Genomic DNA, 21,510 nt, shown 5'->3' on the forward strand with positions numbered 1-21,510 from the left:
CCACCCATGTCCGCAGTCGCCTCATCGGTCACCGCCGACGTACCCGAGATGCCCGAGCCGCGGGTGAGAGAGTTCGCCGCCAACAGCATCGGCGGCGGGCTGGCCCTGCTGCTCGGACTGCTCGGGGTGCTGGGCGGGGCCGGCCTGATCGTCACCGGGGCCGTCCTCGCCTCGACGGCGGCCAAGGCCACGCTGACCGTCGCCGGGTCGCTGGTCGTCCTCGCGGCGTTCCTCGCCCTGTGCGGGCTGAACACGGTCGCGCCCGGCGAGGCCCGGGTCGTCCAGCTCTTCGGCCGCTACCGGGGCACCATCCGCCAGGACGGCCTGCGCTGGGTGAACCCGTTCACCTCGCGCACGAAGATCTCCACCCGGGTCCGCAACCACGAGACCGCCGTGCTGAAGGTGAACGACGCCTACGGCAACCCGATCGAACTGGCCGCGGTCGTGGTGTGGAAGGTCGAGGACACCGCGCAGGCCAGCTTCGAGGTGGACGACTACATCGAGTTCGTCTCCACGCAGACCGAGGCGGCCGTGCGGCACATCGCGATCGAGTACCCCTACGACGCCCACGACGAGGACGGCCTGTCGCTGCGCGGCAACGCCGAGGAGATCACCGAGAAGCTCGCCGTCGAGCTGCACGCACGCGTGGAGGCGGCCGGGGTGCAGATCGTGGAGTCACGCTTCACGCATCTCGCGTACGCTCCCGAGATCGCCTCCGCGATGCTCCAGCGGCAGCAGGCCGGAGCGGTCGTCGCGGCCCGCCGGCAGATCGTGGACGGCGCGGTCGGCATGGTCGAGGCGGCCGTCGCGCGCCTGGAGGAGCAGGACATCGTGGAGCTGGACACCGAACGGAAGGCGGCGATGGTGTCGAACCTGATGGTGGTGCTGTGCGGGGACCGCTCGGCCCAGCCGGTCCTCAACACCGGGACCCTCTACCAGTGAGCACCCCCTCCGAGGGCCCGGCCCCTCAGCGGCGGCCGCAGCAGCGCAAGCAGGTGCTGCTGCGGCTGGACCCGTCCGTGTACGACGCGCTCGCCCGGTGGGCGTCGGACGAACTGCGGTCCGCCAACGCGCAGATCGAGTTCCTGCTGCGGCGCGCCCTCGCGGAGGCCGGCCGGCTGCCCGGTGACGCCGGACCGATCCCCCGCCGGGGCCGGCCGCGGGATCCCCAGTAGCAGAACCGTGACAAACGGCCCCCACCTGGGCCGACCGCCACCCCGGCAGCCACTGTGCACTTCACGTATACATGCGGCGTATACACGGTGTGTAGAGTGCTGCCATGTCCATCGGTCACACTCTTCTCGGCCTGCTGGAGTCCGGCCCGCGACACGGCTACGACCTCAAGCGCGCCTTCGACGCGAAGTTCGGTCAGGACCGGCCTCTGCACTACGGCCAGGTCTACTCGACGATGTCCCGGCTGCTGAAGAACGGGCTCGTCGAAGTCGACGGCATCGAGCCCGGCGGCGGCCCCGAGCGCAAGCGGTACGCGATCACCGACGCCGGGGTCACCGACGTCGCCCGGTGGCTCGCCACCCCGGAGAAGCCCGAGCCGTACCTCCAGTCGACGCTCTACACCAAGGTCGTCCTCGCGCTGCTCACCCACCGCGACGCCGCCGACATCCTCGACACCCAGCGCGCCGAGCATCTGCGGATGATGCGCATGCTCACCGAACGCAAGCGCGGCGGCGACCTCGCCGACCAGCTGATCTGCGACCACGCGCTCTTCCATCTGGAGGCCGACCTGCGGTGGCTGGAACTGACCGCCGCGCGCCTCGACAAACTCGCCCAGGCGGTGACCGCATGACCCCTCCCCCCGGTTCCCTGCTCGCGGCCGAGGGGCTGCGCAAGGCGTACGGCCCCACCACGGCGCTGGACGGCGCCGAGTTCTCCATCCACGCGGGCGAGGTCGTCGCCGTGATGGGCCCCTCCGGCTCCGGCAAGTCGACCCTGCTGCACTGTCTCGCCGGGATCGTCACGCCCGACTCCGGCTCGATCCTCTACGACGGACACGAGATGGCGACCATGAGCGACGCCGGCCGCAGCCGGCTGCGCCGCTCGGAGTTCGGGTTCGTCTTCCAGTTCGGCCAGCTCGTGCCCGAACTGACCTGCGTGGAGAACGTCGCCCTGCCGCTGCGGCTGAACGGCGTGGCCCGCAAGGACGCCGAACGCACCGCGCTGACCTGGATGCAGCGCCTGGAGGTCGACGACCTGGCCGGGCAGCGGCCCGGCGAGGTCTCCGGCGGCCAGGGGCAGCGCGTGGCGGTGGCCCGCGCCCTGGTCACCGGCCCGCGGGTGCTGTTCGCCGACGAGCCGACCGGCGCGCTGGACTCCCTCAACGGCGAGCGGGTGATGGAGCTGCTGACGGAGGCGGCCCGGTCGACCAACGCGGCCGTCGTCCTGGTCACCCACGAAGCCCGGGTCGCCGCCTACTCCGACCGTGAGATCGTCGTCCGCGACGGCAGGTCCCGGGACATGGAGCGCGCCGTATGAACGTCCGCCAGTGGACGCGCGACCTGGGCATGGGAACCCGGTTCGCCTTCACCGGGCGCGGCGGCTGGGTGCGGGCGCTGCTGACCGCCGTCGGCGTCGGCCTCGGTGTGGCGCTGCTGCTGATCACCACCGCGATCCCGAACGCGCTCGACGCCCGTGACGACCGGGGTTCCGCGCGGTCGGACTCGCTGTACTCCCCGGAGAAGCCGGCCAGGTCCGACGCCACCGCCCTCGTCGCCGACGTGTCGACCTACTTCCGCGACGAGGAGGTCCGGGGCCGGGCGCTGGAGCCGGAGGGGCCGCGCGCGCCGCTGCCGCCGGGGCTGAGTGCCTTCCCCGGAGACGGTGAGCTGGTGGTCTCGCCCGCGCTGGAGCGGCTGCTGAACTCCGACGAGGGCGCCCTGCTGCGTGAGCGGCTGCCAGGCCGGATCACCGGGACCGTCGGGCGGGCGGGCCTGATCGGCCCCTCCGAACTGCTCTTCTACCGGGGCGCCGACGGGCTCGCCGAGCGCATCGCGACCAGCGAGAACACCGTGAACCGGGTCGAGCGGTTCGGCGACCCGGACCCGTTCCCCTCCGAGCCGCTGGACCCGGTGCTCCTGCTGCTGGTCCTGGTCATGCTGGTGGCACTGCTGATGCCGGTGGCCGTGTTCATCGCCGCGGCCGTACGGTTCGGCGGCGAGCGGCGCGACCGGCGGCTCGCGGCGCTGCGGCTGGTGGGCTCCGACGGCGCCATGACCCGGCGGGTCGCGGCGGGCGAGGCCCTCGCGGGGGCCGCGCTGGGCGTGCTGTTCGGCGCGGGCTTCTTCCTGGCCGGCCGTCAGATCGTGGGCTCCTTCGAGGTGTTCGGGGTGAGCGTGTTCCCCGGCGACCTCGACCCCTCCCCGGCGCTGGCCGCGCTGGTGGCCCTCGCGGTGCCCGCCGCCGCGGTGCTGGTGACCCTGTTCGCGCTGCGCGGTGTGGTGATCGAGCCGCTCGGCGTGGTGCGCACGGCCAAGCCCGCCCGGCGCCGGCTGTGGTGGCGGCTGCTGGTGCCGCTGGCCGGTCTGGGGATGCTCGTGCCGATGATCGGCCAGGGCCGCGACAACGGCGACTTCAACCAGTACCTCGTCATCGGCGGCGTGATGCTGCTGCTCGTGGGGATCACGGCCCTGCTGCCGTGGGTCGTGGAGGCGGTCGTCGCCCGTATGGGCGCCGGTTCGGTGTCCTGGCAGCTGGCCGTGCGACGGCTCCAGCTGAGCGGCGGCACGGCCGCCCGTACGGTCAACGGCATCGCGGTCGCGGTCGCCGGCGCCATCGCGCTCCAGATGCTGTTCGCGGGCGTGGAGAGCGACTACGAGACCCCGACCGGCACCGACGTGGCCCGCGTCCAGATGCAGGTGGACCTCCCCGCCGGGACGGAACCGGACCCGGCCGCGGAGCGGTTCCGGCGCACGAAGGGCGTGCGGACGGTCCACTCCCTGTCCGACGGCAACGTCGGGGACCGGGCGAAGGACCCGGAGGTGACGACCGCTCTGACGGTGGCCGACTGCGCGACCCTGCGCCAGGTGGCGAAGCTGCCGTCGTGCCGTGAGGGCGACGTCTTCGCGGTGCACGGCGCCGAGTACGACACGGAGACCCCGAAGCTGGCCCGGACGGGACGCGAGCTGTACATCGACCCGAAGACCTACGACGGCGGCCCGCCCTCCCGCCAGGTCGCCTGGACGCTGCCGAAGGGGATGAAGCGGGCAGAGGCCGACAAGGGCCTGAGCGGCAACGAGTGGGGCGGCTTCCTGGCCACCCCGAGCGCGCTGCCGAAGGCCGCCCTCCCCGCGCTGGTCGGCCGGGTCTACCTCGGTCTTGACCGGTCCGTGCCGGACGCGGAGGAGCTGGTCCGCAACACCGCCGCGGCGGTCGACCCGTACTCGACGGCCTGGACGTGGCAGTCCGTCGAGCGTTCGGAGCGCTTCGACTCCATCCGGAACGGACTGTTCGTCGGCGCCTCCTGCGTGCTGGCGCTGATCGGCGCGAGCCTGCTGGTCTCCCAGCTGGAACAGCTCCGCGAGCGCCGGAACCTGCTGTCCGCCCTGGTCGCCTTCGGCACCCGCCGCCGCACGCTCGGCCTGTCGGTCCTGTGGCAGACGGCCCTGCCGATAGCACTGGGCCTGGCCCTGGCCTGCGCGGTGGGGCTGGCCCTCGGCGCGGTGCTCCTGCGGATGACCGACACGGCGGTACGGGTGGACTGGCCGAGCGTCCTCGCGATGACCGGCATCGGCGGTGCCGTGGTCGTGGCGGTGACCCTGCTGAGCCTGCCTCCCCTGGTCAGGCTGATGCGGCCGGAGGGCCTGCGGACGGAGTGACCCGAAGGGTCCCCTCCAGGGGCGCGGGGAACTGCGCGACCGGCCCCGAGGTCCGAAAGCCCACGGACACAGTGCCCGCCCGAGGGGCGCGGGGAACTGCGCGACCGGCCCCGACGGCCGGCACCCGCAGGACAACCGCACCCCCTACGGCGCCGACGCGGACGGAGCCGCCCCCAGCACCCGTACGGGCAGCGGGCGCAGCGCCTCGCGCAGGGCCGCGGCCAGCTCCTCGTACTCCGCCCCCCGGGCCGCCCCCGTCCGCATCGCCAGGGCGACCCTGCGGGTGGGGGCCGGTTCGGCGAAGGAGCCGGTGAGGAGCTGGTTGCTGCGGCTGGTCTCCACCTTCACCGCCGTACGCGGCAGCAGCGTGCAGCCCAGTCCGCCGGCCACCAGCTGGACCAGGGTGGACAGTCCGGCCGCGGTGGTGGTGACGTCGGCGTCCTCGCGGCCGGCCTCCCGGCAGATGTCGAGGGCCTGGTCGCGCAGGCAGTGCCCCTCGTCCAGCAGGAGCAGGTTCAGCTCCTTCAGCACCTCGCGCGGGATGCCCTCACGGCCGCCGAGCCCGTGGTCCAGCGGCGTGACCAGCACGAAGTCCTCGTCGAACAGGGGAAGTTCGACGACCCCGGGCACCCCCAGCGGCACCGCGAGGAGCAGCAGGTCCAGCCGGCCGGTGTTCAGGCCCTCGACGAGGCTCGCGGTCTGTTCCTCGTGGACCTGGAGGTCGAGGTGCGGATAGCGCTCGTGGACGAGGCGCAGCACGGTCGGCAGCAGATAGGGCGCGACGGTGGGGATGACCCCGAGCCGCAGCGCCCCGGTGAAGGGGGCGCGCACCGCCTCGGCCTCCTCCAGCAGCGCGCCGACCTCGGCGAGGACGGCCTTGGCACGGATCGCGAGGCGTTCCCCGGCGGGCGTGAGCAGCACCTTGCGCGTCGTACGCTCGACGAGGACGACACCGAGGACCTCCTCCAGCGCGGAGACGGCACCGGACAGGGCGGGCTGGCTCATGCCGATGGCGGCGGCCGCGTCCCGGAAGTGCAGATGCTCGGCCACGGCGGCGAAGGCCCGCAGCTGGGACAGGCTCGGCTGGCGCCTCTTGGCCCCGGCGACACTCACCGTCACTGATAACCACCTCCGATCAACACGTCCGAGTGTAGCTATTTCTGCAATCAATGCCGCCTGTGCCAACATCATCAGCGTCCAACCCATGGGAAACGCCCCCAAAAAGGGTGCTTCCTCGCTGCAAGGAGAGCGCGTGCTCACTGTCGGTGACAAGTTCCCCGAGTTCGAACTGACCGCCTGCGTCTCGCTGGAGAAGGGCCAGGAGTTCGAGACGATCGACCACAAGACCTACGAGGGCAAGTGGAAGATCGTCTTCGCGTGGCCCAAGGACTTCACCTTCGTGTGCCCGACGGAGATCGCCGCCTTCGGCAAGCTGAACGAGGAGTTCGCCGACCGTGACGCCCAGGTCCTCGGCTTCTCCGGTGACTCGGAGTTCGTCCACCACGCCTGGCGCAAGGACCACGACGACCTGCGCGACCTGCCGTTCCCGATGATGGCCGACTCCAAGCACGAGCTGATGCGCGACCTGGGCATCGAGGGCGAGGACGGCTTCGCCAAGCGCGCCGTGTTCATCGTCGACCAGAACAACGAGATCCAGTTCTCCATGGTGACCGCCGGCTCCGTCGGCCGTAACCCCAAGGAGGTCCTGCGGGTCCTGGACGCCCTGCAGACCGACGAGCTGTGCCCGTGCAACTGGACCAAGGGCGAGAACACCCTCGACCCGGTCGCGCTGCTGGCCGGTGAGTGAGGCATGTCCCTCGACTCCCTCAAGTCCCGGATACCGGACTACGCCAAGGACCTGAAGCTCAACCTGGGCTCGGTCATCGGCAACTCGGACCTGCCCGCGCAGCAGCTGTGGGGCACGGTGCTGGCCACCGCCATCGCCTCCCGCTCCCCGATCGTGCTGCGTGAGCTGGAGCCCGAGGCCAAGGAGAACCTGAAGCCCGAGGCGTACCAGGCCGCCAAGGCCGCCGCCGCGATCATGGCGATGAACAACGTCTTCTACCGGACGCGCCACCTGCTCTCGGACCACGAGTACGGGAACCTGCGCGCCGGTCTGCGGATGAACGTCATCGGCAACCCCGGCGTCGACAAGGTCGACTTCGAGCTGTGGTCCTTCGCCGTCTCCGCCATCAACGGCTGCGGCATGTGCCTGGACTCGCACGAGCAGGTGCTGCGCAAGGCGGGCGTGGAGCGCGAGGCGATCCAGGAGGCATTCAAGATCGCTTCGGTGGTCCAGGCCGTCGGCGTCACCCTCGACACGGAAGCGGTTCTCGCCGCGGAGTGACCGCGGCGGACACGGAGGCGGCCCCCGCCGCCGGGTGACCGCTGTTCCACGAGGCCCCGTCCACCCTCCGGGTGGGCGGGGCTTCTCCGTCTCCTGGACGGGCGACCGGACCGACGGCACGGCCGACAGGGCCGGGAGTCGGCCGACGGGACCGGGCCCCGCTCAGCCCTCCGGGTGGGCGGGGCCCTCCGGTTCCGCGACGGGCGGCCGGACCGGAGCCGCGTCCAGGGCTGTGGCACCGCGGGGTTCGGGGGCCGTCCGCAGTGCCGCCTCCTGGGTGTACGCCCGCAGATAGCCGACCACCGTGTTGGTCACCGCGACCAGCGGGACCGCGACCACCGCGCCGCCGATGCCGGCGATCATGCCGCCCGCGGCGACCGAGAGCACGACCGCGAGCGGATGCACCCGCACCGCCCGGCCCAGGATGAACGGCTGCAGGATGTGGCCCTCGATCTGCTGCACCGCCAGCACCACCACCAGCGTCATCACGGCCGTGAACACGCCCTGGGTCACCAGCGCGACCACCACGGCCAGCGCGCCGGAGATCACCGCGCCGACCAGCGGGATGAAGGCGAACAGGAAGATGAACACCGCCAGCGGCACGGCCATCGGCACATCGAGGAAGTAGATGCCGAGGCCGATGAAGATCGCGTCGATGAGGGCGACCACCAGGGTGCCCCGCACATACGCCGTCAGTGTCCGCCAGGCCCGCGGCCCCGCCCCCGCGACACCCGGCCGGGCCGCGGCCGGGACCAGCTTCAGGGTCCACTCCCAGATGCGCCGGCCGTCGTAGAGCAGGAACAGCGTCGAGAAGACGGCCAGCAGGATGCCGGTGAGCGCCTCGACGACGACCGTGACACCTTCCAGACCGGCCGAGGTGATCTGGTCGGTGTTGGCGCCGATCGCCTCCCGCAGGTTCTTGGCGATCTCGTTGATCTGCTTGTCGGTGACGTGGAAGGGGCTGTCGAGCAGCCAGCGGCGCAGTTCGTCGATGCCGTCCTGGACCTGGTCGGAGAGGTCGTCGATGTTCTCCATGACCTGCCAGGTCACGAACCAGCCGATCAGGCCCATGACGACGAAGCCGAGGACCGCGGTGAGCGCGGTGGCCGGGCCTCGCGGTACGCCGTGCCGGCGCAGCATGGCCACGGTGGGCTGGAGCAGCGCGGTCATCAGCAGCGCGGCGACGAACGCGAGCACCACCAGCTGGACCGCGCTGATGACCCGCATGAGCACCCAGACGGTGCCGGCCAGCACCAGCAGACGCCAGCCGGCCTCGGCGGCGACCCGGACCCCCCAGGGGACGGCCTGTGAGGGGTCGTCGGGGCGTGGCACCACGACGGGCGGAGGGACGGAAGGAGCCGGCGACTTCTCGGGGGCGTCATGGATCCCGCGCCCCGGCTCGGTGTGCTCCTGCTCCACCTCCGCGCGGCGCTCGTCCAACCGCTGTCCCATCTCGGTCAGTCCGCTGCCGATCCGGTCGAGCCATCCAGGCACTCGCGACATGATCCGTCCTCTTCCCCCGTCCTTCCCCACCACTCCCCCCTGGAGTCGTCGTGTCAGACCGTACAGGGCGAAAGCCCCTCTCCGTGAAGACGGGGAGGGGCTTTCCGGGGTTGAGAGAACGGGCTCGCGCGAGCCCGGTGACTCAGTACCAGTGATTGGCCTGCCAGAACGACCAGGCGCCGCACGGGCTGCCGTAGCGCTCGTTCATGTAGTTGAGGCCCCACTGGATCTGGGTGGCCGGGTTGGTCTGCCAGTCGGCGCCGACCGAGGACATCTTGGAGCCGGGCAGGGCCTGGAAGAGGCCGTACGCGCCGGAGGAGGGGTTCACCGCCTGGTAGTTCCAGCTCGACTCGTGGTCCACGATGTTGCTGAAGCAGGTCCACTGGTCGCCCGGCACCATCTGCCGCGCCATCGACTGGATCTGCGAGACGGAGTACGAGCTCTGGACGGCGAAGGTGGTGGCGTCGGCACGGGCCTCGCTGCGGCTGGCGGCGAGCTTCTCCGCCTCCTCGCGCTCCTTGGCGGCCTCGGCCTCCTCGGCGGCCTTGACGGCCGCTTCCTTCTTGGCGACCGCGGTCGAGGCGGCGGCCTTGCGGGCCGATTCCTCGGCGTCCTTCTTGGCGGTGAAGTCCGCGGCGATGGCCTGGGCGTCGGCCTGCTGCGTCAGGGACGCGGTCTGCACCTCGGCCTGCTGGCCCGCGGGGATGTCCGCGAGAAGCGTCGCGCCGGCTGCCGTCGCCTCGGCGTCGTTGTTCTGCGCGGTGCTGCCCGAGGCAACGCCGACGACGCTTCCGACAGCGGTGACCGCGGTGGCCGAAGCCACTGCGAATCCCCGGACCGAAATCCGGCTCACACGGTTTCCTTCCAGCAGCGCCCGCTTCGGTGACCCTGGCGGACGCAATCGTGCCCCTGGCGCTGGCCTCCCCACTACCGGGTCACGGGAGGCACGGACCCGGTGGGCAACTCCCGCAAGGGGAGCGCCGCGTGGTGCTCGGGCGGCATACGGCGGCGCTATGAAGTTGACGTGTTGCTTCAGTTGTTGTGCACCGCTGGGGGTACACGTGTGCCGTATGCGGGGCCTGACAGGAGTGAGACTCTGCCGTAACCGAACGGCGCAAGGCAATTCTGAGTTGCGTGTGAAAGCTCACATCCCTTTCACCCCCAGGGATTTCATCGAACACGCACACAGGAAGGCGCCGCCCCGCTAGGCTCTCGGCCTTTACGGGACGGCGCCAACCGGCCTCACACGGCTCAGATTTGGGTGTCCTCCAGCATTTCCGTCACAAGTGCGGCGATCTGGGACCTTTCGGACCGGGTCAGGGTGACATGCGCGAAGAGCGGATGCCCCTTCAGTTTCTCCACCACGGCGACGACACCGTCGTAGCGGCCGACGCGCAGATTGTCCCGCTGTGCCACGTCATGGGTGAGAACCACCCGGGAATTGGCGCCGATCCGGGACAGAACGGTGAGCAGGACGTTCCTCTCCAGGGACTGCGCCTCGTCCACGATCACGAACGCGTCGTGCAGCGAGCGGCCGCGGATATGGGTGAGCGGCAGGACCTCCAGCATCCCGCGCGCGGTGATCTCCTCGATGACCTCGCGGCCGGTGACCGCCGACAGCGTGTCGAAGACGGCCTGGGCCCACGGGCTCATCTTCTCCGCCTCGGTGCCCGGCAGATAGCCGAGCTCCTGCCCGCCGACCGCGTACAGCGGACGGAAGACCATCACCTTCTGGTGCTGCCGGCGCTCCAGCACGGCCTCCAGCCCCGCGCACAGCGCGAGTGCCGACTTGCCGGTGCCGGCCCGGCCGCCCATGGAGACGATCCCGATGTCCGGGTCGAGGAGCAGATCGAGCGCGATGCGCTGCTCCGCGCTGCGGCCGTGGATGCCGAAGACCTCCCGGTCCCCGCGCACCAGACGGACATTGCCCTCGGCCGTCACCCGGCCGAGCGCCTTGCCGCGCTCGGACTGGATGGTCAGTCCGGTGTGCACGGGCAGATCGGCCACCTCGGGGGCGTACACGTGTCCTTCCTCGAAGAGGATGTCCACCTGCTCGGCCGGCAGGGTCACTTCGGACATCCCGGTCCAGCCGGAATTGTCCGTGATGGCCAGTTCGGCCCGGTACTCCTCGGCCTGGAGTCCCACGGAGGACGCCTTGATCCGGAGCGGCAGGTCCTTCGACACGACGGTGACGTCGAACCCCTCGGCCTGCAGATTGCGGGCGACCGCGAGGATGCGGGAGTCGTTGTCCCCCAGGCGGTAGCCGCTGGGCAGCACGCTGGGGTCCGAGTGATTGAGCTCGACACGGAGCGTCCCGCCCAGATCGCCCGTGGGGATCGGGGCGTCGAGACGGCCGTACCGCACGCGGTAGTCGTCCAGCAGGCGCAGCGCCTGACGGGCGAAGTAGCCGAGTTCGGGATGGTGCCGCTTGGCCTCCAGCTCCGTGACCACGACGACGGGGAGCACGACCTCGTGCTCGTCGAAGCGGCTGAGGGCATTGGGGTCGGCCAGCAGGACGCTGGTGTCGAGAACATAGGTGCGCCGGTCTGACTTGTGGCGCTTTGCGCTGGTCACCACGGAAGGACGTACCCCCTCGGATGAGGTCGGGGAGCGACGAGGTGGAGCTGGACCGGTCGACGACCCTCGCGCGCCGCGGGCCGAGAACCGGACCTCCGCGGCTGCTTCCGTGCAGTGGACGCACGGTGGGGCTGGTGCAAAGGGCCTCCCGGGCGGACGGACTCGTGCCGTCCGCTGAGATCCGACACCCGTGGTTCGGGTGTCGGCCTGCTTGGCTTATGCCCTCGAACACCCGCCGCCATGCCAGGGCATATGACGGCGGACCGGTGAACTCCTCGTTACGTGAGGTACGTCCGCACTCGCGGAGGTACGTCCGCCGTCAGCCGCCGTAACGCCGGTGACGCGCCGCGTAGTCGCGCAGGGCCCGAAGGAAGTCGACCTTGCGGAAGGCCGGCCAGAAGACCTCGCAGAAGTAGTACTCCGAGTGAGCCGTCTGCCAGAGCATGAAACCTGACAGCCGCTGCTCGCCGCTGGTGCGGATGACGAGGTCGGGGTCGGGCTGGGCGCCGGTGTAGAGGTGGCGGCCGATCATGTCGACGTCGACGGCCTCGGCGAGCTCCTCCAGCGAGGTGCCCTTGTCGCCCGCGTCGAGCAGCATCGAGCGGACCGCGTCGGCGATCTCCTGGCGTCCGCCGTAGCCGATGGCGACGTTGACCAGTATCCCGTCGACGTGCGCGGTGGCCTCCTCGGCCTCCTTGAGCGTGCGCTGCATCCCGGCCGGCAGCAGATCGAGCGTGCCGACATGGTGGACCCGCCAGCGGCCGTCGGCGGCGAGGGTGCGCACGACGCCCTCGATGATGCCGAGGAGGGGGACGAGCTCCTCCTCGGGCCTGGTGAAGTTGTCGGTGGACAGCATCCAGAAGGTGACGACCTCGACGTCGGCCTCGGTGCACCAGCCGAGGAACTCCTCGATCTTGTCGGCACCGGCGCGATGACCGTGCACGGTGGTGGAGCCGGCGGCCTTCGCCCAGCGGCGGTTGCCGTCCATGATCACGCCGATGTGCTTGGGCACCTGAGCGTGGTCCAGGTGACCCTCCACCCGGCGCGTGTACAGCCTGACGAGCAGGCCGCGCAGCTTGTCGCGCAGGTTCACGTGATGTCAGCCCCTCCTGTGCGGATGCGGTCCCCGCGGGCCGCAGCCTACCCCCGCTGTCGACCGGGGTGTGCGGGTGGGTGATGACGCCCACCGCGGGTGGTGGTTTCTGTTCGGATGCGCGGCTCGCCGCCGCGCCCGGCCGGCCGCGCCCGGGCGGCAGCCGTGGGCCGACGCGGCCCCGCGCCCCTTGGGGACGCTCCCCCCGGGGTGCCGCGAGGCAATGAAAAACGGGCCGGTCCGTGGGGGGGAGACGGACCGGCCCGAGGGGGGGTTTCCACCATAACCCTTCGTAAGTGATGCTGCGTGCATCGGCATGCCGCAATTACTCTCCGGAATCGGACGACAACGCCTCAGTGGCCCCGGAATGCCTGGTTCACAGGCCGTTCATGGCCGGAACACAGCGGCGGCACAGGGGAGGCCAGGTCCCTCCGACGGGCTAACCGAACCCCGTGCACGCATTTGACGAGCCTGATGGGGCAGGGCACCGCGCAGCCCCCTCCGCTGCGCGGCGCCCCACGCGCAGCTTTGCTCACGCGAATTACCTTGGTCTGAACTTACGTGAGATCCGTGATCCAAAGCGACCTGGTCGCGGTAACGATGTGGAAAAGGTGTGAACGATGGGGCCAGAGGGGCACACATGAGCCACTTGCCCCATTTGCAGTGGATATGACGGCCCTTCTGCAAAGCGGGGCGCATCGCTCCGCCTGACGGCGCTTCCCGGCCATTCCACCCGTTCGCCCGGCAGAGGCCGCGGCGATCAGCCCTTCGGCCGCCGTACGTCGAACAGATGACGGCTGCTGTGGGCGACGAACGGCCCCTTTGCCGCGATCCGCTCGTGCAGCTCCCTCAGCCGGGGCTCGTACGCCTCGACGGTGAAGCCGGGCACCATCCACACGACCTTGCGCAGGAAGTGCACGACGGCGGCGATGTCGTGGAACTCGACCCGCAGCCGCTCGGCCCTCAGGTCCACGACCTCCAGCCCGGCCGCCTCGGCCCCGGCGCGCTCACGTTCGGGATCGCGGGCACGGCGCACCTCCTGCGGCAGCGGCCCCAGGAAGAACTCGACCAGCTCGAAGACGCTGCCGGGGCCGACGTGCTGGGCGAAGTACGTGCCTCCGGGTGCCAGCACCCGCGCGATCTCGGCCCAGTGCGGCGTCACGGGGTGCCGGCTGGAGACCAGGTCGAACGTGCCGTCCGCGAAGGGCAGCGGGGCGTCCTCGTCCGAGGCGGCCACCACGACACCGCGCCGGCCCAGCAGGGCGCCGGCCTTCGCGACGTTCGGAGGCCAGCCCTCGGTCGCCGCGATCCGCGCGGGCGTCCTCCCGGCACGCCCCAGGGCGAAGTCCAGCACCTCGCCGCCGCCCGTCTGGACGTCCAGCGCCGCGTCGGCCGCGGCCAGCCGCCCGGCCAGCGAGACGGCGTACCCCCACGAGGGCCGCGCCTCGCCGGCACGCCCCGCGAACCAGGAGAAGTCCCAGCCCTCGGTGGGCACGGAGGCGCCCTCGGCGACGAGTTCCTCGAACGTACGTGGCTGCATACCGCGAGGATGCCAGCAGACCCCGCGGGGACGCCGCCCGTTTTCGGGGCCCGGCACGCCCCTCGCGGCACGCCCGCGGCGCCCGCTCACGGCACCGGTTCACGGCACCGGTTCACGGCACCAGCGGCCGCACCTGTTCGGCGACGAACCGGACGAAGCCCTCCGGGTCCTTCTCCCCGGCCGTGGGCTGCAGCACGACGGAGTCCGCGCCGGCCTCCACGAACCGCAGGACGGCCTCCGCGACGGCCTCGGCCTCACCCGCGGCCCCGAGCCCGGGCACATCGGCGACGCCCTCCGCCACCAGCTCGGCGTGCAGCCGGTCCCGGGCGTCGGCCCCGGTGGCGGCGACCAGATAGACCACCAGCCGGTGCGGATCGCTGCGCCCGGCCGCCGCCCGCCCCTCGTCGACGAGCCGCCGCGCCTCACGCACCCGTTCCGGCGACGTCCCCGCGTGCAGGATCGTGCCGTCGGCCGCCTCGCCGGAGAGCCGCAGCGTACGCGGCCCGGTGGCGCCGCAGAACACGTCGCCGGCCTGTGCGGGCGGCCAGTCCAGCGCCACACCGTCCAGCCGGACGTACCGGCCCCGCCGGGTCACCCGCTCCCCGCGCAGCAGCGCCCGCAGCGCGTCGAGGTGCTCGCGCAGCAAGGTCAGCGGCGACTCGGCCCGGGCTCCCACCTGCTCCATCCAGTCCTGCACCCCGTGCCCCACACCGACGGTCGCCCGGCCGGGGAACATCCGGTACAGCGAGGCGGCCTCCATCGCGGTGACCGCCACGTTCCGCAGCGGCACCGGCAGCAGACCGACCCCCACCCGCAGCCGCTCGCTCCACGCCAGCGCGGCGGCCGCGGTGGAGACACCGCCCTCCAGGAAGCAGTCCTCCCACAGCCAGAGCTGCTCCAGCCCGCTGCCCTCGGCGACCCGCACCACCTCCCGGAGCCGCTCGGGCGGAAGCTGAGGACGGAAGACGGCACCCAGTTCAGTCATGCGGCCTTCCTATCCGGCCCCCGGGAGCGGGACAACTCCTTTACGTTGTCGGGGGGCACGGCATGATCCGCGGTACGGGGAGGGGACCGACATGGGCCGAGACCAGGGCCGGGGCCGGGGCGGCTGGCGGGACGGGCCGGGACGGCTGACGGTGGTGAGAGGGGCGGAACCGGCAGGGGCCGCGCCGCCGCCGATCCCCCTGGAGATAGCGACGTCCTACCGGGCCCGCACCAAGGGCCTCCTGGGCCGGGACGAGGTGACGGGGGCTCTGCTCCTCTCCCCCGCCGGCAGCATCCACACCTTCGGCATGCGCATCCCGATCGACGTCGCCTACCTGGACCGGAACCTCAGGATCCTGGCCCTGCGCACCATGCCTCCCAACCGTCTGGGCCTTCCCCGTCTCCGGGCCCGCCACGTCCTGGAGGCCGCGGCGGGCAGCATGCGCACGTGGGGCCTGCGGGCGGGCACGGAGGTCGAGGTGGAGACGGCGGCCCCCTGACCCGGGGCCGGCCGTGCCGCGGTCAGGTCCCGCGCGGGAAGGAGATCTCCACCCGGCGGTTCTTCCTGCGGCTGGCCTCGGTGGCGTTGGAGGCGATGGGGTACTGCTCGCCGTAGCCGCGGACCTCGAAGGTGACGCCGGGATCGTCGAGGGCGTCGTCCAGGACGTCGTGGACGGCGTTGGCGCGCTGCTTGGACAGGACGTCGCCGTGGGCGGAGGAGCCCAGGTCGTCGGTGAAGCCGAAGACGCGGATCCTGGTGGCGTTCTGGGCCCGGATCTCCTGCGCGATCGCCGCGATGCGCGCCCTCGCCTCCGCGCCGAGCCGCGCGCTGTCCTTGCCGAACAGCACCTCGGCCTGGAGGGCGAACTTCACGTCCGCGTTGGTGTCCTCACGGCGTTCGTCGCCGCTCTCGTCCTCGACGACCTGCTTGATGTCCAGCACCTTCGGCTCGGCCAGGGTCGCTCCCTCGGGGAGCTTCAGGTCCGGGTCGTTGCCGTCGACGTCCACCGGAGCGGCAGCCGTCGGCTCGGTCCCCGGCGGCACACTGGGGTCGTCGGCGTACGCGGTGGTCCCGGTCAGCAGGAGCAGCGTCGTCGCGGTGAGGGTCAGGGTGAGGCGTGTGGGGGTCATGGAGGGCCTCATCCGGAGATCTGGATGGGGGCGGAGGCGAAGGTGGGGAGCTGGAAGGTGACTTCGGTGGTGTCGGTGGGGGGTGCGGGGAACTGCATGAAGACAGCCACCGTCTCGCCAGACTTGATCATGGAGAAACCGGTGGTCGTCAGCGGGCGCCCGTCGGTGTCACGCAGTACGTAGTACCGCTTTTTGCCCTTGGAATCGACAAGGGTGGCGCCGCCGAGCGACCGTCCGTTCCGGACGATCTCCGTCTCGTTGCCGCTGAGTGCGGCAGGCACCACAACGCTCTTGGCACCGTCGTTCTTCAGATTTCCGTTCACGGTGACGAACCCACCACTGTCGCGAGCGGCGGAGGTGATCTGCAGAAGCAGTCCGTCCGCTCCCTTCAATTCGGCGAGTGGCTGCTCGGAGTCTCCTTCTTGGGTGCTCGGTCGGGGGTCGGATCCCCGGGACGCCGAGGCTGAGCGCTCCGGCTTCTTGTCGTCCTCACCTCCGCCACCGCAACCAGCCACACCGAGGGCCAGTCCGGCCGCAACGGTCAGTGCGACCATCCCCCCGCGGGCCTTCGTTGTGAACCGCATACTCATGGCTTCGCTTCCTTCTCCCTCGTTCGCCGTTCGCTTCTCAGTCAGCCAGATGGACGTCGAAAAGGTCCTCGGGTTTCGGAAGGTCGTCGAGATCCTCCGGGTCGAGGTCCCATACCTCGCCCTCGTCCCCGCACACGAGCTCCGGCAGCGCTTCCTCCTCGGCGCCCTCCCCCAGAGGATCGAACGTGCAGCGAGGCTCGATCACGGCCGCGGCATCAGCCTCCGCGTAGAAGGACTCCGTGCCCGGGACGATGGAATCCCCGACAGGTTCGTTCGCGTCGACAGTCACGGTGAAACGCAGCGGGCCGTCCGGATCACAATCCGCCGTGGCATCGTTCATGGCGGCGAGCTCGTAGGCTCGCCCGCACGAGGGTTCCAAGCCCGGCGCCAGCCCGGCGAAGATCTCCAGCCACTTCGCGGGTTCACGAATGTTCGCGATCCACGCGTCGGCGAGCTGGTCCCGCTCCTCCAGTGCCGCGGCCAGAGCCGCCGCGTCTGCGGCCGTCTGGGTCTCGCCTCGGCTCGCCCCGGCCTGGCCGACCGCCAGGTAGGCCAACGCAAGAAAAAGCAGGCCCCCCACCACCGTGATGTAGATAGGGAAGGCCTGCCCGGCGTCACCGCATGTGCGGTGGCGTGTCAGCCACCCGTGACCTCGGCGATCTGTTCCGTGATCGCGTCGTAGATCGACTGCCCGATGTCCGTGCCCGTGATCGCCAGCACGATTGCCACCACCACCGCGATGATTCCCAGGTACTCCACCGCGGTCTGACCCTTGTCGTTGCGCATGGCGCTCCCCTCCCGCCGCAGCGGAAACACTGTCGTCAGGGCTAGCAGTACCCCGTGCGGGTGGGCGCGAAGAGGGTCCCTGGGCCCAAGAGGGGGCCCAACTCCGGTTCATCGGGTGCCTCCTCGGGGGTGCGCGTCGGTGCCCAGCCACTTGGCGGTGGCCTCGCCTCGGGTGGTGCTGTGCAGTTTGGCGAAGATGCGGTTGATGTGGTTCTTGACCGTCTTCTCCGTGATGAAGCAGGCGGCGGCGATCTGCTGGTTGGTCATGCCGGAGGCGATGAGGTCCATGATCTCGGCCTCCCGGGCGCTGAGGTGGTGGTCGGGGCCCTGCCGTCCCCCCGCCGTCGACTGTCTCACATCTGATTGCATTTGCGAAAGAACATAAGGCGGAAACTCCCGCTGTTCGCCCGCTAATTCCTCTACGCTCATTGCAGTCGCACCCTCTCGCAACCTGGCCAGCACCACCGCTCCCGAGCTCGCCGTGAAGTGCGGTCTCCCCCGGCGCACGTCCCGTACGGCGGCGACGAGCTCGTCCGGGGTGAACTCGCCGTGGACGAGGTAGCCGACGGCGCCGTGGCGCAGGGCCTCCTGGACGGTCCCGGGCTCACGGCTGTAGGTCAGCATCAGGACCGGGGCGTGGCGGACGAGGCGGGGCAGGGCGGAGAGCCCGTCCAGGCCGGGCATGCGGACGTCCAGGAGGACCACGTCGGGGCGGTGCCGTGCGGCCGCCTCGCACGCCTCGTGGCCGTCGGCGGCCTGGGCCACCACCTCGATGTCCTCCCGGCCGGAGAGCAGGGCCGTCAGGCCCGCGCGGACGACCGGGTTGTCGTCGGCCACGACCACCCGGACCGGGACCCGTTCCGGCATCAGCTGCGCCCCCCTCGTCGAGCCGGCGGGACCGGCGCCTCCGGACCCGCCGCGGGGTCCGTCGCAGGACCCGGCTCCGGACCGGTCTTTGGCCCTTTCTCCAGGCGCACCTCCAGACACACCTCCGTGCCCCCCGCGTCCCCGTCCCCGGCCGGGCCCACGCGGAGGCCGCCGCCCAGGAAGGCCGCCCGTTCGGTCATGCCCAGCAGGCCGAAGTGGCCCGAGTGCCGGAGGGCGTCGAGCGTCGTGCCGGGGGGCAGTCCGCGGCCGTCGTCCCGGACGGTGACGCGCAGGACGCCGGCACGCGCCTCGGCCCGCACCCCGACCCGGGTCGCGCGGGCGTGCCGGCCTGCGTTGTCGAGGGCCTCGGTGACGATCGTCGCCACGTGGCGGGCCCTGGTGTGCGGGACCTTCAGTCCTGCGGGCAGGTCCGCCTCGTAGGTCGCCCTCAGCGGCGACCGTGCGGCGAAGTCGGCGACGCGCGCGGCCAGTTCCCCGGTCAGACACACCTCGGCGGGTTCCTCGCCGTCCGCCGCGCGTCTCAGGTCCGACAGCAGGTCCCTGGACTCCGCCGCCGCCCTGCGGGCCGCCCGGGCGATCAGGTCCGCCTGGGCGCCGAGCGCGGCGGGGTCCGCGCCCGGGGCCGCCGCGGTGCGGGAGAGGGCCTCCGCCGCCAGGGCGACGCCGTGCAGGGTCTTGGCGACCGAGTCGTGCAGTTCCCGGGCGAGGCCGGCCCGTTCCGCGCTGACCGCCTCCGTCACCGCCAGGCGGGCCCGGGTCGCCGACAGCGCCTCGGTCGCGGCGCCGAACCGCAGCATCAGGTTGCGCAGGGTGGAGCCCACGGCGCCCGTGATGACGCACAGGCCCGGCAGGAGGAGGGACTCGGCCACCTCCTCGCCCGGCCCCAGCACGGCGTGGACCAGCAGCAGGATCAGGCCCTGGAGGGACGCGAAGAAGGCCGCGCCGCGCCAGCCGTAGACGATGCCGGCGAGCAGGGGCGTGCAGACGCTGACGTAGGCGAGCGTGGTGTCCGGGCCCGCGGAGACCAGGAGCAGCGCGCCGAGGACCGTGTCCAGGACCAGGAGGGAGGGGTGGCGCAGCAGGAGCGGGCCGAAGCGTTCCCAGTCGCGGAAGAGGACGTAGGAGCCCATGAAGGTGACCACCACCGCGGCCCCCACCAGGCGTACGCCCAGGCCGGGGCTCGCGTTGAGCAGGGCCGCCGGGGCGGCCACGGCGATCATGGCCAGCCGGAAGCCGAAGACCTGGCGGCACATGGCCTGGACGGCGTTGACCTGGATGGGCAGCGGCGGCGTGGGCGGTGCCACGGCCGGCGCCGCCGCTGCCGTCCTCGCCGCGCCGGGCCGCCGCCACCGGGGCCGGTCCGTCGTCGCGATCGTCGTCGTCGCCACCGGTCCCCCTAGCGTCCCGTGACCGAGCCGAAGTCGGTGCCGGAGCCGAGGATCAGGCCGGCGCCGAGGAGCAGCATCGTGGCCGGGACCATGAAGGTGGTGATCATCATGGTGGCCTTGGGCACGGCCCGGGCGGCCTTGCGGCGGGCGTTCTGGGCGTCCGTGCGGCGCATGTCCCGGGCGAGGGCGACCAGGGTGTCGACGATCGGGGCGCCGAGTTCCTCGCCCTGCTGGAGCGCGGTCACGAACATGGCGACCTGCTCGGAGTCGTTGCGCCGGCGCAGTTCCGTGAAAGCCTGGCGGCGGCTCATGCCGAGGTCCATCTGGCGCAGGGTGATGCGGATCTCGTCGGCCCAGGGGCCCTCGTAGCGGGAGGCGACCCGGTCCAGGGCCTGGCGGAAGCCGAGGCCCGCGCCGACGACGACCGCGAGGACGTCGAGGAAGTCGGGCAGGGTCCGTTCGATGACGTCCTTGCGGACGCGGATCGCCGACCAGATCCCGACCTCCGTCCAGAAGGCGCCGAAGGCCAGTAGCAGCAGGGCCACGAAGAAGTCGCCCCGGAGCAGGAACACCAGGGCGCCCACCGCGCCCAGGGCTCCGTACACGGCACGCCTGGCCGCGTAGCGGTCGAGTGTCAGGCCGCCCGGGTTGCCCGCGAGGTCGATCTTACGGCGGTACCTGGCGGCCTGCTTGGGGCCCATCAGGCGCAGCACGGCGGGGGCGTAGCGCATGCCCATGCGGTCGACGAGGGAGTCGACGGCGCCGGTGCGGGTGGAGCCGACCTCCAGGGCCAGGGCCAGGTCCCCGGGCAGTTTCGCGTCCGCCCGGTACATGCGGATCCCGGCGAAGGCGCCCCAGACACTGAGACCCATCAGCAGAGCGAGCAGCAAGGCCATCCCAGCCTCCTCAGACGTCGATGCGGGACAGGCGGCGGATGAGGACGAAGCCGACGGCGTACAGCGCGAACGCGATGATCACGCATGCCTGTCCGACGGGGGAGCCGGTCATGCGGTCGAGGGCACCGTCCTTGACGCCGTTCATCAGGAAGAGCGCGCCGACGCCCATGAGCGGGACGGCGTACGAGGTCATGCTGACCTGGGAGAGCTGGGTGCGGATCTCGCGGCGGGTCTCCTTGCGCTCCTCCAGGGTCTCGGTGAGGTTGCGCAGGGCGCCGACCACCTGTCCGCCGGCCCGGTTGGAGAGCACCAGGGTCGTCACGAGGACGACGAGTTCGCGGGAGGGCAGCCGGTCGGCGAGTTCGCCGAGCGCGTCGTCCATGGCCGCGCCCATCGCCAGCTGGTTGGCGACCTTGGCCAGTTCCTCGCCCGCGGGTGCCTCCAGTTCCTCGGCGGCCATGCCGACGGCGGTACGGAGGGCGAGGCCGGCCTGGGTGGCGTTGGCGAGGATCCGCGCCAGCTCGGGGAGCTGGTTGATGAACTTCTCGATGCGTTTCTGCCGCTGCCAGTTGAGGAACTGCCATGCCGCCCAGATGCCGAGGACGCCCGCGATGGGGCCGAAGAAGGGGGCGAGGGCGGCCTGCCCGATCAGCCAGAGGGCGACGACCGCGGTGGTCATGGCGGCGAAGAACTCCCCGGGGGTGATGTCCAGGCCGGTGGACGCCAGGCGCAGTTCCAGCAGGCGGCCGAGCCGGGTGCGGCGCAGACGGCGGTCCAGTCCGCGGAAGTGGCGGCGTCGGCCGGGTGTGCCGGTGGGGCCCTCCAGCGCGAGCCGGTCGACCAGGGCCCGGCGCTGGGCACGGCCCGCCGCGTAGGTGTGCACGCCGAGGACGGCGAGGAGGCAGGCGAGCAGGGTCAGCCCGGTGGTGAGCTGGACGAGGGTGCGCAGTTCCATGGG

The 21,510-nt window shown here is 71.6% G+C and carries 23 protein-coding genes; 8 read left to right on the forward strand and 15 right to left on the reverse strand.

What is annotated here, in order from left to right:
• Positions 1–6: 6 nt before the first annotated feature.
• The 5 genes from ACIQGV_RS17760 to ACIQGV_RS17780 all read left to right on the forward strand — a co-directional run bounded on the left by ACIQGV_RS17760 (position 7) and on the right by ACIQGV_RS17780 (position 4,829).
• Positions 7–942, forward strand: coding sequence for an SPFH domain-containing protein (locus ACIQGV_RS17760; RefSeq protein WP_402495673.1), 936 nt, complete (start codon positions 7–9; stop codon positions 940–942).
• Positions 888–1,175: a hypothetical protein gene (locus tag ACIQGV_RS17765; RefSeq protein WP_402495676.1), complete on the forward strand. Its 288-nt coding sequence runs from the start codon at positions 888–890 to the stop codon at positions 1,173–1,175. The genes ACIQGV_RS17760 and ACIQGV_RS17765 overlap by 55 nt, the downstream gene beginning before the upstream one ends.
• Positions 1,176–1,279: 104 nt before the next feature.
• Complete coding sequence (locus ACIQGV_RS17770; protein ID WP_402495678.1) at positions 1,280–1,804, forward strand: PadR family transcriptional regulator; 525 nt, start codon at positions 1,280–1,282, stop codon at positions 1,802–1,804.
• Positions 1,801–2,490 carry an ABC transporter ATP-binding protein gene (locus ACIQGV_RS17775; protein WP_402495680.1) on the forward strand — a complete coding sequence of 230 codons (690 nt, stop codon included), beginning with the start codon at positions 1,801–1,803 and terminating at the stop codon, positions 2,488–2,490. The genes ACIQGV_RS17770 and ACIQGV_RS17775 overlap by 4 nt, the downstream gene beginning before the upstream one ends.
• Positions 2,487–4,829, forward strand: a complete 2,343-nt coding sequence (locus ACIQGV_RS17780) for an ABC transporter permease (RefSeq protein ID WP_402495682.1) — start codon at positions 2,487–2,489, stop codon at positions 4,827–4,829. The genes ACIQGV_RS17775 and ACIQGV_RS17780 overlap by 4 nt, the downstream gene beginning before the upstream one ends.
• 144 nt (positions 4,830–4,973) lie before the next feature.
• On the opposite strand, the gene ACIQGV_RS17785 is transcribed toward ACIQGV_RS17780, so the two are convergent.
• Positions 4,974–5,948 carry a LysR substrate-binding domain-containing protein gene (locus ACIQGV_RS17785; RefSeq protein ID WP_402495685.1) on the reverse strand — a complete coding sequence of 325 codons (975 nt, stop codon included), beginning with the start codon at positions 5,946–5,948 and terminating at the stop codon, positions 4,974–4,976.
• 133 nt (positions 5,949–6,081) lie between these two features.
• Between ACIQGV_RS17785 and ACIQGV_RS17790 the strand changes: the two genes are divergently transcribed.
• Both ACIQGV_RS17790 and ACIQGV_RS17795 read left to right on the forward strand, forming a co-directional pair.
• Positions 6,082–6,636 (forward strand): peroxiredoxin, encoded by a 555-nt coding sequence (locus ACIQGV_RS17790; protein ID WP_402495687.1) that lies wholly within the window; start codon positions 6,082–6,084, stop codon positions 6,634–6,636.
• 3 nt (positions 6,637–6,639) lie between these two features.
• Positions 6,640–7,176 (forward strand): alkyl hydroperoxide reductase, encoded by a 537-nt coding sequence (locus ACIQGV_RS17795; protein ID WP_402495690.1) that lies wholly within the window; start codon positions 6,640–6,642, stop codon positions 7,174–7,176.
• Between the two features lie 162 nt (positions 7,177–7,338).
• Here ACIQGV_RS17795 and ACIQGV_RS17800 read toward each other — a convergent pair whose 3' ends face one another.
• The 6 genes from ACIQGV_RS17800 to ACIQGV_RS17825 all read right to left on the reverse strand — a co-directional run bounded on the left by ACIQGV_RS17800 (position 7,339) and on the right by ACIQGV_RS17825 (position 14,874).
• Positions 7,339–8,679, reverse strand: a complete 1,341-nt coding sequence (locus ACIQGV_RS17800; protein WP_402495693.1) for an AI-2E family transporter — start codon at positions 8,677–8,679, stop codon at positions 7,339–7,341.
• Positions 8,680–8,821: 142 nt separating this feature from the next.
• Entirely contained in the window at positions 8,822–9,532 is a 711-nt protein-coding gene (locus ACIQGV_RS17805; RefSeq protein ID WP_402495695.1) for a transglycosylase SLT domain-containing protein, read from the reverse strand.
• Between the two features lie 398 nt (positions 9,533–9,930).
• On the reverse strand, positions 9,931–11,256 hold the full coding sequence (locus ACIQGV_RS17810; protein WP_402495698.1) for a PhoH family protein: 1,326 nt from the start codon (positions 11,254–11,256) through the stop codon (positions 9,931–9,933).
• A gap of 319 nt (positions 11,257–11,575) precedes the next feature.
• Entirely contained in the window at positions 11,576–12,349 is a 774-nt protein-coding gene (locus ACIQGV_RS17815) for an isoprenyl transferase (RefSeq protein ID WP_402495700.1), read from the reverse strand.
• A 760-nt stretch (positions 12,350–13,109) separates the two neighbouring features.
• A complete protein-coding gene (locus ACIQGV_RS17820; RefSeq protein ID WP_402495702.1) occupies positions 13,110–13,889 on the reverse strand; it encodes a methyltransferase domain-containing protein in 780 nt (259 codons plus the stop codon).
• A gap of 112 nt (positions 13,890–14,001) precedes the next feature.
• Positions 14,002–14,874, reverse strand: coding sequence for an LLM class flavin-dependent oxidoreductase (locus ACIQGV_RS17825; RefSeq protein ID WP_402495705.1), 873 nt, complete (start codon positions 14,872–14,874; stop codon positions 14,002–14,004).
• A gap of 91 nt (positions 14,875–14,965) precedes the next feature.
• Between ACIQGV_RS17825 and ACIQGV_RS17830 the strand changes: the two genes are divergently transcribed.
• The gene (locus tag ACIQGV_RS17830) at positions 14,966–15,373 is read left to right on the forward strand and encodes a DUF192 domain-containing protein (RefSeq protein WP_402495707.1); all 408 of its coding nucleotides are present in this window, start codon (positions 14,966–14,968) and stop codon (positions 15,371–15,373) included.
• Positions 15,374–15,395: 22 nt separating this feature from the next.
• On the opposite strand, the gene ACIQGV_RS17835 is transcribed toward ACIQGV_RS17830, so the two are convergent.
• The 8 genes from ACIQGV_RS17835 to ACIQGV_RS17870 are packed head-to-tail and all read right to left on the reverse strand — an operon-like array spanning position 15,396 to position 21,507.
• Positions 15,396–16,004 carry an OmpA family protein gene (locus ACIQGV_RS17835; RefSeq protein WP_402495710.1) on the reverse strand — a complete coding sequence of 203 codons (609 nt, stop codon included), beginning with the start codon at positions 16,002–16,004 and terminating at the stop codon, positions 15,396–15,398.
• Between the two features lie 8 nt (positions 16,005–16,012).
• Positions 16,013–16,594, reverse strand: coding sequence for a hypothetical protein (locus ACIQGV_RS17840; RefSeq protein WP_402495713.1), 582 nt, complete (start codon positions 16,592–16,594; stop codon positions 16,013–16,015).
• 37 nt (positions 16,595–16,631) lie between these two features.
• Positions 16,632–17,234, reverse strand: a complete 603-nt coding sequence (locus ACIQGV_RS17845; RefSeq protein WP_402495868.1) for a pilus assembly protein TadG-related protein — start codon at positions 17,232–17,234, stop codon at positions 16,632–16,634.
• Complete coding sequence (locus tag ACIQGV_RS17850; protein WP_402495870.1) at positions 17,231–17,428, reverse strand: Flp family type IVb pilin; 198 nt, start codon at positions 17,426–17,428, stop codon at positions 17,231–17,233. The genes ACIQGV_RS17845 and ACIQGV_RS17850 overlap by 4 nt, the downstream gene beginning before the upstream one ends.
• 60 nt (positions 17,429–17,488) lie before the next feature.
• On the reverse strand, positions 17,489–18,247 hold the full coding sequence (locus ACIQGV_RS17855) for a response regulator (RefSeq protein ID WP_402495715.1): 759 nt from the start codon (positions 18,245–18,247) through the stop codon (positions 17,489–17,491).
• The gene (locus ACIQGV_RS17860) at positions 18,247–19,656 is read right to left on the reverse strand and encodes a sensor histidine kinase (protein ID WP_402495718.1); all 1,410 of its coding nucleotides are present in this window, start codon (positions 19,654–19,656) and stop codon (positions 18,247–18,249) included. Before ACIQGV_RS17860 ends, ACIQGV_RS17855 begins: the two co-directional genes overlap by 1 nt.
• An 8-nt stretch (positions 19,657–19,664) precedes the next feature.
• The gene (locus ACIQGV_RS17865) at positions 19,665–20,552 is read right to left on the reverse strand and encodes a DUF5936 domain-containing protein (protein ID WP_402495720.1); all 888 of its coding nucleotides are present in this window, start codon (positions 20,550–20,552) and stop codon (positions 19,665–19,667) included.
• Positions 20,553–20,562: 10 nt separating this feature from the next.
• Entirely contained in the window at positions 20,563–21,507 is a 945-nt protein-coding gene (locus ACIQGV_RS17870) for a type II secretion system F family protein (protein ID WP_402495723.1), read from the reverse strand.
• Positions 21,508–21,510 lie beyond the last annotated feature (3 nt).

It is taken from the genome of Streptomyces sp. NPDC093094, assembly GCF_044754345.1.
Classification (GTDB): domain Bacteria; phylum Actinomycetota; class Actinomycetes; order Streptomycetales; family Streptomycetaceae; genus Streptomyces.